This window comes from Desulfotomaculum sp. (assembly GCA_003513005.1).
In the GTDB taxonomy this organism is placed as follows: domain Bacteria; phylum Bacillota; class Desulfotomaculia; order Desulfotomaculales; family Nap2-2B; genus 46-80.
The window spans coordinates 37,046-52,439 of the sequence record DOTD01000073.1 but is presented as its reverse complement, the minus strand read 5'-3'; the positions used below and the strand labels follow the sequence as shown (position 1 = coordinate 52,439).

Below are 15,394 nucleotides of genomic sequence, written 5' to 3'. Positions count from 1 at the left end.
TTACTTGCGGGAGCTTGTCTCCCGCGAGTAAGGTACCGATTCTAAAAGGCAGGGAGTAAAAAAAGCAATGACTCTCAAGTTAAAGCAGCAGTGGTTTTTAACATCTTTGGCTCTTGTTGCGGTGGTTTTTTTTATCGGCACGGCAGCCCTGGCGGAAGAAGGTCAGAACCAGCAGCAGATGCAGTATCCTGCTATGTATTACGGTATGGTGAAGACGGAGACGGGGCAGCCGGTGGCTTCAGGAACGGTGAAGGCTTATGTCGACGGTGAGATATGCGGGCAGTTGCCTTTTCAGGAAGGAAAATTTGGTTTGCCCGCCGAAGATCCCTACATAGCCAGATTACTGGTTTACAAAGCAAACGAGGATCTAACTGGCAGGGAAGTTACTTTCAAAGTGGAATCTGCCGGCCGGGAATGCCCGGCCAAAACAGATCCGCCAAAAATTGTCTGGGAATCAAAAGCAAAGCAGGCAATCACCCTGATCGTTGACGAAAGTTGTCCGGGTGGACAAGATCCGTCGGTCAGCAAGCTAACCCCCTTTTCAGATCTTACCGGTCACTGGTCGGAAGGCTCAATTAGCCGGATGGTTAACCGGGGGCTGATTAGCGGTTATCCGGACGGGACTTTTTGTCCGGACAAGCCGGTTAGCCGGGCGGAATGCGCACTAATCCTGTCCCGCGCCCTGGACTTGCCTGCAGCCGGTCCGGAGGCGCTTTCTGTGTTCGGGGACAAAGGCGCAATTCCCGAGTGGGCGCAGGGAGCTGTCGCCCAGGCGGTAGCTGCCGGGCTGTTCTCCGGTTATCCGGTGTCCGACGGAAGCAAGGACTTTGGGCCGGACAAGAAAGTTACAAGGACGGAACTGGCGGTTATTTTAAGCCGGGCTGCTTCGCAAAAGGGATTGCAGAAAAACAGCGATCTGGCAAACTTTTCGGACCAGGACAAGATTCCGGAATGGGCCCGGGAGGAAGTTCGCTCCGCCGCTGAGTACGGGTTGGTAAAAGGATATTCAGACGGTACCTTCAGTCCGCAAAAAGAAGTGACCCGGTCGGAGGCCGCAGCAATGATTGACCGCTTGCTGGACAGCCTGTAAAGCGACACGTCATGGTTACCAGTTGTAGATCCGTGACCAGATTAAAAAAGCATCCGCAAACAACTTAAAAGGAGGAGTTAAAACTGAAAAAAGCAACAAACAAACTGACTGCTGTATTGCTGTGCTTCCTGCTCTTGTTCGGTATTGCTTATACGGCGCTGGCGGCGGAAATGCCCTTGATGCCAATGGTGATCTTGGGCAAAGTGGTTGACCAGAAAGGAAGCGCCGTAAACACGGGAAGCCTGGAAGTATTTATTGGAGACAAATATGTAACCGATGCGGCTGTTGCCGGCGGGCAGGTTGATATTTCGCTGGATCAGGCAAATAAGGCGAACATAACCCCTATTGACAGCAGCGACATTGGTAAAGCAATCAGTTTTAAAGCTGTAATTGACGGCAAAGAATATAATGCCGGCGCAGAAAAGGAAATCACTTTTAAGGATGGCGGCTTCGAAGGGTTGGATTCGCGGCTGCTGATCACTGTAAATTATACCTCAAGCGGTTCAGGTCAGCAGGGCGGAGGTTCCGGAGGACAGGGCTCAACGCAGGCGCCCGCCTCTCCGGCTGCCAGTCCGGCAGCGGGAACATACGCAGAAAACGTCAAAATTGAGCTGTCCTGTTCCACTGCCCAGACAGTAATCTACTTCACTTCCGACAGTACCGATCCTAAGACCAGCAGCGCCAGAAAAGAATACAAAGAGCCCATCAGCATTAGTCAAGACACTGTAATTAAGGCAGTTTCGTTAAAAGACAATCTCTTCAGCGCAGTTTCTGTATTTGATTATAAGATTAGTCATCCGGAACAACAAACAGTTGTCTTATCCGATATCCAGGGGCACTGGGCAGCGGCGGTAATTCAAAAAATGGCCGGACAGGGTGTAATCTCCGGTTATGAAGATAAGACCTTCCGGCCGAATAACCCAATCAGCCGGGCGGAATGCGCCGCCATTATCGACAGGGCTCTGGACCTGGAAAACGGAAGCAACCAGGATATATCCGGATTCAGTGACGCCGCCGGCATCCCGGAATGGGCAGGTTATCCTGTGGCTGCCGTGGTTCACGCCGGTTTGCTTAAAGGGTATCCTGGAAAAGAAGGAAAAACCGTTTTTATGCCGCAGAAGCAAATCACCCGTGTTGAGCTGGCCACAATCATGGCGCGTGTTTTAAACGAAAAATCAGCCCAGCAAACAGTGCAGAAAGCGCAGTTTAACGACAGCGGCGATATTCCCGGATGGGCTGCCGAAGCAGTTGATCAAACGGTGCAGAAAGGGGTTATCACAGGTTATCCGGATGGTTCCTTCAAGCCTGGGAAAAATGTGACCCGCGCCGAAGCTGCGGCAATGATCGACAGGCTCCTTGGCTCAATTAAGTAGGGTGGTGGAAATGATGGGATCGGTTTGGGTGAAAAAAGTTCTTTTTGTTTATTTGTTATTAGTTTTCATACTGGGTTTTGCCGGCGCCGTCTATGCGGATGAGCTAGTCGGTACTTTTGATCGCTTCTATGGGCAAGTTAAAGACGATCTGAATAATCCAGTTCCAAGCGGGACTATAGAGGCCTATATAGACGGCGAAAAAAGAGGGGAGTTAGCCTTCCAAAACGGGCAGTACGGCATTCCGGTAGGCGATCCTTTTGTAGAAAAGCTGATAGTCAATGGTACAGCCAATGACATCGGTAAGCAGATCCAGTTCAAAGTGAAAATCGGCGCCGTTATCTATACAGCGCAGACCAGCCCAGTAACAACAGTACTTTACCAGGGCTCAATGTTCACTATAAGGCAGGCAAACCTGACTATCCCCAACATCTCAATAAACGGCTTTGCCGTTTTACAAAGAATCAGTACGTCAGTGCCGGCGGACGACTCGGGTACGCAAGTGAAGGCTACACAGGGAGGATCGGTTGTCGGCACATTTGTCACGGCCGCCGACGGGTCATATACGGTTACAGGTGTGTCAGCCGGTAGTTGCACGCTGGAATTCAGCCACACAGGCGGGAGCTGGAAAACGACCACCAAGACTGTAACAGTGGAAGAAAGCGGGTCTACCGGCGCCGGGACAGTAACCTTGTATCTGGGTGATATGAACGGCGACAGCGGTATAAATATCCTGGACCTGCTCTGGATGGCCTCGGTAATGGGACCTGCGTCTGGAGATGCGGCAAAAGCGGATGTAAACGGTGACGGTCAGGTAAATATTCTCGACTTGCTCAAGGTAGCAGCGAACATAGGAAAATGATAATTGCAAGTTAAGTCGTTATAAAAGGTTTGAGAGGAAGGAGGTACATTTATGGTAAAAAAAGCAGGGACAGTCATTTTAAGCGCTGTTTTATTAATCGTGCTTCTGATGGCTTCAAGTCAGCAGAAGGCCATGGCCGGCGGTGCCGGAGGTATAAATGAATTAGACAGCACTGACTGTGTGGAAGCAATGAGCGATGTCTGGGACGGGCTGGCTCTTTTAAACGCCAGTGAAATGGAAGAGCTGGTGAATATCGGCAAGAAGCTCAACGAGGCGGTTTTTTACGGTATCAACGGGAACCAGCCCGTCCTGACGGCGCAGCGGCAGCAAGCCCTGATGAACAAGTTTCACCTGGATTTTGGCGGTACGAGATGGCCCTGGACTATTGAAGAATACGTCAATAGCCACCAGAGCGGCGGCCAAGCCGGGTACGATGGTTTTGTCAACAGTGTTCAGCCGGTAAACCGTGACCTGGATTATTTGGCCGGTTTATACGAGCAACTGAGGTTGACTCTTCCCAACGACTACCGGGTTGAGATGAATGACACCTGGCGGTGGGGAGAAATAGAACAGTTGGAATTTTTTATACAGATGTTTAAGCAGCTAAAAATAGATGCCGCCGGCAACATAATATGCGCTAATTTTGATGCGCTGGTTGATCAGTATATTATAGCGGTCAGCAAGATAACAAGGCAGGATCTGGAAGAAGTGGGTTTTAGCTGCGCCATGTTTCAGGCGGCCATCGGCCAGTTAACTGATCAACAGCGGAATGACCTGATTGAAATTCTCAAAAAGCTGGGCACGGTAGAAGGCGCAGGCATTTATGGCTATGTTTATCTGGAGAAGGTTTCTCAGGCCGATCCGGAACCAAACCACGCCGGTTCGGAGATAAAAGCGGAAATCAATAACCAGGTGGTTGCTTCCGCCATATCAGCAAGCAACGGCTACTACACCCTGAGCGGGCTGCCTGCAGGCGCATGCCAGATATCCTTTGACAAAGCCGACTGGAGTTGGAAAGAAGTAGATACGCCGGTCAGCCTTGGCCAGGATGAGGTCAAACAAATGGCGCCGGTCACTCTGAGACTGGGAGACATGAACTCAGACAAGGCAATTAATATCCTGGATCTGCTCTGGATGGCTTCAAAAATGGGTCCTGTCAGCGGCGAATCACTATGGGCCGACGTGAATAAAGACAGCCAGGTAAATATTCTCGACCTGTTGAGGGTAGCCCAGAATATTGGAATGTGACAATAAGTTTTAAAAAATAGATTACTAAAAATTTTATGACTGGGGGAGTGCAGAAAAAAACTTAACTGGCGGTTTACTAATAAAAGGTTTTGGAAGGAAATTATCTTAGTTTTTTTAGAAGGAAATAAACTTTGTAAAGGAGGATAACATGCTTAACAGGAAGATCTCCATTTTGTTTATCGCCCTGTTGCTGGGAATGCTTTGTGTTGCAATTCCTGCCTGGGCTGCTGTCCCTTCCATCGGCCCTCAGGCGCCTGCTGCGGTGAATGTGGGTGACCAGTTCACCGTAGACATAGTCTTGAATAATGCGACCGCTGTAATGGGCACGCAGTTCAACCTGCAGTTTAACCCATCATTGCTGCGGGCTGATCAGGTGACCGATGGAAATATTTTTACAAGTCCTTTTCCTGTTCAAAATGAAATTAATAATACAACCGGCAATATTAACTATGCTTCGATAGCGCTGGTACCTGCAAATGCATATACGGGAAGTGGCGGCACGGCGGCAGTAATTACATTTACAGCATTAGCCGCCGGCACGGCAAACCTTTCTTTTGTGCCTGGTTCAACTCTCCTGGGAGGAGAAGGCGGAGCCAGCATTAGTCATACGACGACAGAGGACACAATCACTATAAACGGCGCGGTAGTGCCAAAGCCTGTTATCACGCCGGTTCAGCCCTTAAATGGAGCGACGAACGTAGCTCTTAACGCTCCAGTGCAGGCAATTTCTAATATGGATGTAACAGTAGTCAACCTTGCCGGAGTCACAATCAAGGACGCGGGTAACAACCCGGTGGCAGGCGTGAGCGCCACCCTGGGTGTGGACAACAAGACTCTGACCATTGCTCATAACGCGTTTAATTACAGCACGACATATACTGTAACCATTCCTGCCGGAGCGGTCATTAATGGCGGCCAGACAAATGATCAGACCACCTGGTCTTTTACCACCTTAGCGGCGCCTCCGCCGGAAAAGCCTGTTCTCACGCCGGTTCAGCCCCTTAATGGAGCGACGAACGTAGCTCTTAACGCTCCAGTGCAGGCAACTTCTAATATGGATGTAACAGTCGGCAATCTTGACGGAGTCACAATCAAGGATGCGGGTAGCAACCCGGTGGCAGGCGTGAACGCCACCCTTGGGGGAGACAGCAGGACACTGACCATTGCGCATAACGCGTTTGCCTATAGCACGACATATACTGTCACCATTCCTGCCGGAGCGGTCATTAATGGCGGCCAGACAAATGATCAGACCACCTGGTCTTTTACCACCTTAGCGGCGCCTCCGCCGCAGCAGCTGAATGTAACAGTCAACCTGACCGGCGCCTATATCAGCCCGGACCGGCCCCTGATGATTGACGGATCAGCCGACAGGGGAGGAACACCAGAAGCCGTCAACTGGTCGGTAGTCATCAAAAATTCAGGAGGCAATACTGTAGCCACATATACTCCTGAAAGCGACTCCAGCTTTATTCAGTTATACACACCTGCGATTGACCTGCCGGTAGTGGCTGATTACACTGTGCAGGTAACAGCTACGCCCGGTGTAGGAGATCCGGTAATAGTGGAAGGAACTTTCCATATCTATAATTTCCCGTTAAAATTTTCCGCCCCTCAGATTACCGGCAGCGGTAGCACTAGGACGGTGACGGCAATACTAACCAACCTCACAAACATCAATTACGACTCGATGGTGGTAGGCTGTCAGGTCACAAAAACAAGACCAGATGGGGTTATCGAAGTAAAGAGCTTTACTAGCAAAACAGAGAATATTGCTGCAGGCGGGGTTGCGAATATCAGTTTTGATATTAATGCTCCCACGGAGACAGGAACCTATAAGGTTGAGCTATTTGTCTTAAAACAAGATCCTAATGCCACGTATTCAACATTTGCTGAGCAGGTTGTAGCGGACCTGGTAATTTAAAAAAAGTGAGGTGAGCATAAAAACGATGAGAGGATCCTTCAAAAAAATAATCTTGGCACTATGCCTTGCGGCAATTTTGCTGATTACCGGCGCTGGTATGTCTCTGGCGAGTGATGATTATGGGCAATTAATAAGTGATCTCGGCCCCTTCTTCGGGCAATTGCATAATCTAACCCCGGAACAGTTGGAACAGGCGGTAGAAATCAGCGATGCAATGGCGCAGAATTTCTTTAATTGCTTGAGTGATGAAGAAGAAGCAGCGTTAAAAGACACCTTGGATATAGATGAAAATACTTATTTAAATATTAAAATCGGTTTGGTTGACGATGTATCGGGCTATCTACCCAATAATCCCAGCGGCGGCGCTACTGGGTATCAAGGTTTCCTAAACGCCATTGATCCAGTCAGCCCCGACGAGGTATCCGACGAGGAATATTTGAACGGGCTTATCAATTGGCTTCACGATAATTCAATAAACCCGGAAACCTTAGCCCAGCTCAATTCAAAGGGGATCTCCTTTGATGAGTTTGTGATGTTTATGGTTAAGCTGTCTCAGATCCAGTTCGGACCCGGACTGGTAGTTACAGACGGTGTAAGAGATCAGTTTGATACCATTTTGGATTGGCTCGTTAGTGTAAGTGACGGCAACTTAACACGGGATGACCTGACAGCCTGCGGGCTGACGGTGGATTGCCTTTCCGCAATGTACGACCAGTTAACTCAGGATCAAAAGGATCAGCTGGAAGCTATTCTGAACACCATGGGGCTGATTGTCCAGCAACAAACAGAACCCGAAGTAGGAACTGATAATGGAGCTACCGATATCACCTGCAACAGCGCTACCTTAAACGGAAATATCATCAACGGGGCAGATTGCAACGAGCGCAAGTTCCAGTACCGCCAGCAAGGCGACCCGGATTGGATTGACGCGGGTGATGAGACAGGTACATTCGGGACGGGAGCTTTCAGCTTCGGACTGACCGGGCTTGATCCAGATACTACTTATGAATACAAGGCTATGGCGCACAACTCCGCCGGCTGGGGAGAAAGTCAAGTAGTAGACTTCACTACTCCACTCTGTATAGAACCGGAACCCCCCCTGGTGGAAAGTAACCAGCCTGCTGACGGCGCAACGGGTGTTGATGTAGACGCAGACACTGAGATAAGCGCTACTTTTGACAGGGATGTTACACTAAACGGCGGCGGCGTAGTGATTCGTGACGGGAGCGACATCCTGCAGGGTGTGACAGCGGCTCTGAACGGCCGGACCCTGAATATCAGCCATCCTGCCCTCCAGTTCGAGACTACTTACACGGTGACAATTCCTGATAATTGTGTACAGTCCGGCGGTGTGGGCAACGATGAGCATGAGTGGAGTTTCACAACCAAGCAGTCATCTGATGTCTATTGTTTGACCCTGGATCTTCAATATAATGATGGCAACGACACAGTAACTGCATCCGGAACCCTGACAAGAAGATACGGCGATGTTCCGGAAAGAGATGTGTCTGTTGCAATAGTGATAGAAAAAGGCGGAGATATCTTTGCCCTGGGGCAGATGTTAACAAACCAGAATGGAGAATATGAATTCGTTTTCTCCACAGCCGGCTTCGGGGCGGGAACATATACTGTGATGGTCACTGCAAATGCGGTCCAAGCACAGGGAAGCTTTACCATACCCGGCGGAGAAATAACCGCTCCTACCGTGACAACTGAGAACGCTGCCGATATCACCTGCAGCGGCGCAACCTTAAAAGGGAACATCACCAGCAACGGCGGCGCCGATTGCGACCAGCGCAAGTTTGTTTACCGCAGGCAAGGCGTAACAGAGTGGACGGACGCAGGCGTTGAGACAGGTACATTCGGGATAGGCGCATTCAGCTTTAACCTGACGGGGCTTGATTTAAACACTTCTTATGAATATAGTGCAATGGCTCACAACTCTGCAGGCTGGAGTGTAGTAACAAAAACATACTTTACCACTCTGGCAACCTGTCAGGTGATACCGCCGACTGTAACAACCAGCAGCGCCACCAATATCACCACTGGCGGCGCGACATTAAACGGTAATATCACCAATGTCGGCGGCGCCGATTGCGACCAGCGCAAGTTCGTTTACCGCAAGCAAGGCGTAACAGAGTGGACGGACGCGGGTGTTGAGACACCAGGTCCATACGGATCTGGCGCTTTCAGTTTCGCTCTCACCGGTCTTACGTCAAACACTCCTTATGAATACAAGGCAATGGCACATAACTCCGCCGGCTGGGGCGAAGGACAGGTCGTAGCCTTTACCACTACCAAATCAGGCGGTGGTGGTGGTGGTGGCGGCGGCGGAAGCTCGTGCGAACTGAATGTCGATACATACGTGCCTGCGGCAAACGCTGAAAACGTTGCCATCGACGCTGTTGTGAAGGTTACCTTCAAACAAAATATCGCGGCCGTAGATCTGACCAAGTTAAGCGTTAAAGATGCTCAGAACAATGTTGTGAGCGGAGTAAAGGCAACTGTTGATGGAAAGGTCTTAACCATTGCTCACGACAACTTTAACTTTAATACCAAATATACCATTAGCATTCCGTATGGAACTGTAAAACGGGCAGACTGCTCAGCTCAAAACGCCAGCCTCAACTGGAGCTTTACAACTGCGGCAGAAGAAAAGAAAGGCTGTGCATATACCGATGTTCCGGAAAGCTACTGGGCATCAGGAGTAATCAAGGAACTGTGCGAAAAAGGCATTCTTAACGGATATCCGGACGGCACGTTCAGGCCTAGAAATGATATCACGAGAGCTGAGTTCACCAAGATAATCGCTGTTGCGCTCGGACTTGCCGAAGAGAATCCTGCCACGCCAACATTCAAAGACGTATCTCCGAACGATTGGTACTATGGCGTGATTGAAGCGGCAGCCAAGGCAAATCTGGTGAAAGGCTATGGAAAGGGACTATTCAAACCAAACGCGAAAATCACCAGAGAAGAAATTGCGGCCATTTTAATAAGGGCTTTGGGCAAGGCAGACGAAGCCGCTGCAAACGCCAGTGCAGTAACAGCCTTTAAAGACGATCATAACATTTCTGCCTGGGCGAGAGGTTCGGTTGCTGTGGCCGTTAAAGAAGGGATTATCAAAGGTTATCCCAACGGTACTTTCGGCCCCGGGAAAAACGCTATCAGGGCTGAAGTATGCGCCATGGTCTCCCGTATGCTGGCAAAGCTCTAGTCTAACGAAAGTTAGCAGGTAAAATGTCTGATAACCAGGCAATTTGAAAGTTGGAAAGGTGTCCCGTCTTAAAAGGCGGGGCGCCTCTTTTATAATAGGCCAACTTTTAATTGTTAAGGCAGGTGTCCTATTTTAAAAAAGCGGGGTGTAAAAAATGACACGCAAAATAAAACTAAACAACTACAATATTTTCGTTTTGCTGGTGTTTTTCTTTATGTCTTTTTTTGTTTTATTCAGCTCGGAAAAGGCGCAGGCCACGATCATAAAAAAAGACCTGGGGACTTTGGCCGCGGAAGCACAGATTATTATGACCGGTGAAGTTACAGCTATTCAATCCGGATGGGAAGACAAGAAAATTTATACTTATGTCACTGTTTCAAAAGAGGAACTATTTAAAGGGGCAGGGGATGAGAAAGTTATTATAAAAGTTCCAGGGGGAACAGTAGGGGAAATAACCTGCCGGGTATCTGATACGCCTGTATTTCAAAAAGGAGAAGAAATATTAGCCTTTTTAAAAGCCAGTGGTAAATATTACGAGCTTGCCGGCGCCAGACAAGGGAAATACACAGTACAAAAAGATAAAATAGTGGGTTTAAATGTGACAGTCAAAGACATTTCTGCTTTGATCTCAGACAAAATAGAGGAAAAACAGAAGGTTAAAAAAGAAGAAACAGTAACGGAACAGGTATATACTACGCGGCAATCTTTTCCTCTATCTCAAAACGGGAGGTCTTTTATTTCAAACAATGTTCAGCCTGAAAAGCAGGATTCTGCCTTGTCCGGAAGCAGCAGCGCCAGCCAGCCCTACTGGACAACAATACTGGATGAAGGCTTTGAATCAGACTGGCCTGCGGATCCGAAATGGGATCTTTATGGGGCGCCTGATTGCTCTTATACCTGGGGTAAAGAAAGCTATCAACCATATACCGGCAGCTACAGCGCCTGGTGCGCAGGAACATGCCAGGACGTTTGCGGTGACCTTAACCCGGCCGTTGACAATTACCAGAATAATATGGATGCCTGGATGGTTTACGGGCCGTTTGATTTAAGCGACGCCACCAGCGCCAGGATGACCTTTGATAACTGGACAAAATCTGCAGAAGAAGGCTACGATCAAGACGGAAATCCTTACGAAAGTTTTTATTATGGCTACTCAGTAGACAATGTAGATTTTTACGGTTATTACCGTCCTGGAGACTGGACTCCCTGGCGCCAGGAATATTTACCCCTGGACGAAGTATGCGGGCAGTCCCAGGTATGGGTTGGTTTCTGTTTTTACAGTGACGAAACTAATAATGACAAAGGTACTTTCGTTGATAATGTATTAGTTGAAAAATATAGTGGGCCGCTTCCGGAAATAACCGGTGTTTCACCTGATTCCGGGCGGGCCGTGGCTAAAGACTTAACTACTTATGAAGCTGCCGAAGACAGCACAGAGGTAACCATCAGCGGCAGCAGCTTCGGTTCCTCCCAGGGAGATGTGGCGTTCTGGGCCGGCCAGGGAAACATTATATTTACTTATGCCACTATAAAATCGTGGAGCGATGACCAGATTAGCTGCCTTGTGCCCGGAGGGGCAAGCAGCTATAATGCAGATGATGGAGCAGGAAATCTCTATGTTATTACAAGTGACAATCTCGTAAGTAACCCGTCTTTGTTCAGGGTTACATTCTCCTGCATGGGAGGAACAGTGCCCGGGAATAAACTGACCTATAAAGTTAACGCAAACACGGCGGACTGCGCGGGAGAAGAAAATTCGATTAAGGCAGCCGCAAACACCTGGAATAGCGCAGGGTCGAAATTTCTATTCAAGTACGGCGGAGCTACGAATAAAACAACTACAGGCATAGATTCGGAAAATTCTGTTATATGGGTAAATATAGGATATACAGATTGGCTGGCCCAAACCTGGACTCACTTTAATACCGCCCATCCGAATAATATTCTGGAGAGTGATACGGAATTAAGCGATTATTACAACTGGAGCACAGCTGTTAACCCACCCGGGCAGTATGACACACAGGAAATCACCACACATGAGTTTGGTCATGCTTTTGGATTGCTTGACCTTTACGGAACTGAAGACAGAGAAAAAACAATGTACGGATATTGCGCCACCGGCGAGTCAAGAGCAAGAACATTGGAACCTGACGATATTGCCGGGATAAGATATCTTTATGGACTGGTCGGGGATATGAACCAGGACGGTTCTATAAATATTTTGGACCTTTTATGGATGGCAAGTGTGATGGGTCCGGTGACTCCTCAATCCCAAATTGCAGATGTAAATTATGACGGGGTTGTTAACATTCTGGATCTGCTCCGGGTGGCCTCCAACATTGGTGTACAGCAATAGGGGAAGCAAGGGGGAAGCAAGGGGACGTACTTTTTGCTTCCTCGTTAGCGAAGCTGACTATGGGATAGGAAAAAAATACACAAGATTCGTTCCCCTGTATTTATAGAAGGCGATTATTAAGCACGTAGGCAGTTGACCTCCCTAAAGCAAGATTAATTTCAGGATAGTTAATCATTAAGTTAATTATTGTATTGTACTAAACATTTTTATAACAAACAGAGGAAAAAACTTGTTTTACAGAAAGATAAGCAGCAGTTTGCCGATCAGGGTATTTTTGTGCCTGACATTAGTTTTACTAACCTGTTTTCCAATAAGAGCTGAGTACGGTACGTTTGCTGACGCGTACCCGGGCTTGAAAAATTCATATGTGTTGTTTTTTAACCAGCTTAAAGATGAAATAGTTACACAAGGTACTCCCGAGGAGGAATTGCCGGCAGATTTTAAGCCGCTGTACGAATCGATAAAACAATTATACTTCGGCACGGATAATAATTCCGGCACAGTGACTGACGAAAACGGCAACCCCCTAGCCAACGCCTACGTCCGGGCAGAATACGGGGCCGGCGGCGGTGGTGTCGGGACGAGGACGGATGAGAACGGCAGCTATATCATTAGAGGTTTGCCAACCCAGAGATACAGGGTAGGCATAGGTTGCACAGAGGGCTGGTACACCCATCATTACACAGCAGAAACCCCTAAACCGGCCAAATTCGGGATGATAAAGAGGGCTCTTGTTTTTAAGCCGGTAGTGATAACAGCCTTGCGATGAATTTACGGATCATCTTGTTCTGAAAACCCCGGATGTTAAACTCTCCCCTGGCCAGGACATAGAGACTGTAAATGTTCTTTTTCATCGGTGCGACCTTGTTATCCCTGCTCACGTCAAGATGTTGAACTTTACGCATACGCCTGAACACCGGAGACATCATTGGTGGTTGTTTCGATCCGGAGCACGATTCCGAATTTGTCGTACATCTTGATGGAGACCTTGCCCATCATATTTGAGGGATGTCTTGCCGGTGGTCTTATCGTGCCAGGGTTTGTAGCTCGTGCATTTCTCCATTGCCGAGAAGATGTGAACCAGGCCGGGCTCAGTCCCCCGTTTTGACAGGCGGGCGGACTTTAATGCGGACGGCGTAATTGACATAGACGACCTGGCCTTTTTAAGGTGGAACTACGATCAGGAAGGCTGCGGGGGAAGAATAGTAAGACAGGCGCTGGCTGGGGAGAGCCCGGATGTCTCTTTGAGGTTGCCCCCGCCGCTGCCTTTGAAGCGCCCGCCTGTGCCGTTGTTTCGCTCAACCCCGGCAAACCAGGGCAGATTAACAAAAACAGATGTTCCCCCTGGATTTGAGGACTACAGCTTATGAGGGGACGCCGGAAGAGGCAGTGCTGACGCATGAATCGAAGACATGGAGGCAAAAACCTTGCCTTAAAGCAAACAACCTGTTAAAATATGAGCACCAACACAAAAACAGGAGGCGGTACTGATGAGCCTGCCGGTAAGAGAAATTGAAATTCCTCCCAAAGAAGTTTATACCTATGCGGATTATGCCCTGCTGCCTGAAGGCGCTCCTTATCAACTGATCGGAGGTAAACTGGTAATGACCCCTGCTCCAACCACTTACCATCAAATCATTTCGATGCGCTTAGAATTAAAGTTTGCTAACTTTGTGAACGAGAAGAATTTAGGCTTGGTCCTTGATGCTCCTGTAGATGTATACTTTGGAGAAAAAGAAACCTACCAGCCGGATATTATTTTTATTGCTCGAGACAGGTTCCATATCATAGAGCCGGCCAGGATAAATGGCGCTCCTGATCTGGTAGTTGAGATTTTATCTCCCTCCACCGGCTATTACGATTTGAAGAAAAAGGCCAGGACCTACGCCAGGCACGGGGTGAAAGAATACTGGGTTGCAGATCCGGAAGACAAGAGCATCGAAGTATACAAGGGTCAGGAGGAAAAATTCGTACTCGACCAGCGGGTTGAGGAAAAGGGCAAGGTTAAATCGCTTGTTCTGGACGGGCTGGAGGTAGAAATAAGGGATATTTTTGCTCCGGTATAAAACTCATTTTAGATTTTGGTTTTAATGAGCGAATTAAGGGAAGCCATCATATTTTTACAAAATTAATTTGTTTTTATGGTGATGTGTAGTTTTCAGTAAAGTCATGGCGACAAGGGAAACGATTGGAGGTAGATGTTTCAAATATAAATCGGGAGATCGTGAAAGCTATCCGCCGCTGTGATTTCGTAGGCGGTATACCCGAAAACCCATCTCTCCCGGTAGCTGTCTTAAGCCCCAATTGGCTTTTAGGATCGGAAAAACGGCGCTGGCAGCCGCAAGTTCCCTCGCACCGGCAGAGCTTTTTCCCGTAAGGCCGGCCTCCGGTGGCGTAAAGGGAACCGTCTCCTTTTTTTCGTAAATTTATTTTTCGCAGGCCAACGCCTTCCTATAAGGGCGCGGCCGCTGGTTATGCCGGATTTTACCTTTACAGCGATAGCCCCTGCGGCCGGCGGAAAATTTCTGTTCCCGGAGCGTTGAATCCGGGCAGCAGGGGCGAGGCGAGGGAATCCTCCGGCCCGTATACCCCGGCCAGCAGCCAGCCTTTTTCGCCGGCGCTGAACACCTCCACCGTTTCGGCTACGGGATCCGCCACCCAGTACTCCCTGACCCCGTAGCGCAGGTACAGCCTGCTTTTCCGCAGCCGGTCGCGTCGCCCCGAGGTGGGCGAGAGCACTTCCGCCACCAGGTCCGGCATCCCTTTTAAGCAGTTTTCCGTAAGCAGGGGAAAACGCTCCCGCGAAAGGTAGAGCACGTCCGGCTGCAAAACTACGTCGTCGGCCGGCACAACGTCAAAAGGCGCAAATAATACGAGACCCAGGTCGTTCTTTTCCACGTAAGCGCGCAAAAGCGCTTCGATATTGGCCGCCATGTACTGATGCGAAAATCCCGGCGAAGGCGTCAAGGCCAGTTCTCCCTCCAGCAGTTCGTAACGCTGCCCGTCGTCGATTTTTAAATAATCAGCGTAAGTTAAATTCTTCCGGGCGGACGGTTCGCGGGTAACTGCCGTTTCCAGCACCGCAAATCACCCTTTCTTTAAAATTTACCATTTGTCTTGACTATGTTTATTATAAATGCCCCAAGAAAAAATTGCAATTCGGCCGTTAGTTATTTACGCCCATACTTCTCCTAAATCCAGGGTTAAGCCCGGGAAAAGGGCTGGCTGCGCCATTACCCGTCCCTGGCAGCGTTCTGCGAGCTGAAAGATCTGCCCCTCACGGCGGTATTCCTCCATGACTTCTGCTTCCGAAGAGAAGCAAGGGGACGT

Annotated in this window: 10 protein-coding genes; 9 read left to right on the top strand and 1 reads right to left on the bottom strand. The window is 48.9% G+C overall.

Annotated features, from left to right (window positions below; genetic code table 11):
• The first annotated feature begins 67 nt into the window (after positions 1 to 67).
• The 9 genes from DEH07_09360 to DEH07_09320 all read left to right on the top strand — a co-directional run bounded on the left by DEH07_09360 (position 68) and on the right by DEH07_09320 (position 14,130).
• Positions 68 to 1,090, top strand: a complete 1,023-nt coding sequence (locus DEH07_09360) for a hypothetical protein (GenBank protein ID HBY04706.1) — start codon at positions 68 to 70, stop codon at positions 1,088 to 1,090.
• 116 nt (positions 1,091 to 1,206) lie between these two features.
• Complete coding sequence (locus DEH07_09355; GenBank protein HBY04705.1) at positions 1,207 to 2,463, top strand: hypothetical protein; 1,257 nt, start codon at positions 1,207 to 1,209, stop codon at positions 2,461 to 2,463.
• Positions 2,464 to 2,476: 13 nt separating this feature from the next.
• Positions 2,477 to 3,322 carry a hypothetical protein gene (locus DEH07_09350; protein ID HBY04704.1) on the top strand — a complete coding sequence of 282 codons (846 nt, stop codon included), beginning with the start codon at positions 2,477 to 2,479 and terminating at the stop codon, positions 3,320 to 3,322.
• A 51-nt stretch (positions 3,323 to 3,373) separates the two neighbouring features.
• Positions 3,374 to 4,570 carry a hypothetical protein gene (locus tag DEH07_09345; protein ID HBY04703.1) on the top strand — a complete coding sequence of 399 codons (1,197 nt, stop codon included), beginning with the start codon at positions 3,374 to 3,376 and terminating at the stop codon, positions 4,568 to 4,570.
• Between the two features lie 148 nt (positions 4,571 to 4,718).
• A complete protein-coding gene (locus tag DEH07_09340; protein ID HBY04702.1) occupies positions 4,719 to 6,494 on the top strand; it encodes a hypothetical protein in 1,776 nt (591 codons plus the stop codon).
• A 10-nt stretch (positions 6,495 to 6,504) separates the two neighbouring features.
• Positions 6,505 to 9,708 (top strand): hypothetical protein, encoded by a 3,204-nt coding sequence (locus DEH07_09335; protein ID HBY04701.1) that lies wholly within the window; start codon positions 6,505 to 6,507, stop codon positions 9,706 to 9,708.
• A gap of 154 nt (positions 9,709 to 9,862) precedes the next feature.
• A complete protein-coding gene (locus DEH07_09330; GenBank protein HBY04700.1) occupies positions 9,863 to 12,064 on the top strand; it encodes a hypothetical protein in 2,202 nt (733 codons plus the stop codon).
• Between the two features lie 190 nt (positions 12,065 to 12,254).
• A complete protein-coding gene (locus DEH07_09325; GenBank protein ID HBY04699.1) occupies positions 12,255 to 12,833 on the top strand; it encodes a hypothetical protein in 579 nt (192 codons plus the stop codon).
• 721 nt (positions 12,834 to 13,554) lie between these two features.
• The gene (locus DEH07_09320) at positions 13,555 to 14,130 is read left to right on the top strand and encodes a restriction endonuclease (protein HBY04698.1); all 576 of its coding nucleotides are present in this window, start codon (positions 13,555 to 13,557) and stop codon (positions 14,128 to 14,130) included.
• 424 nt (positions 14,131 to 14,554) lie between these two features.
• Here DEH07_09320 and DEH07_09315 read toward each other — a convergent pair whose 3' ends face one another.
• A complete protein-coding gene (locus DEH07_09315; GenBank protein HBY04697.1) occupies positions 14,555 to 15,142 on the bottom strand; it encodes a restriction endonuclease in 588 nt (195 codons plus the stop codon).
• Positions 15,143 to 15,394: the final 252 nt, after the last annotated feature.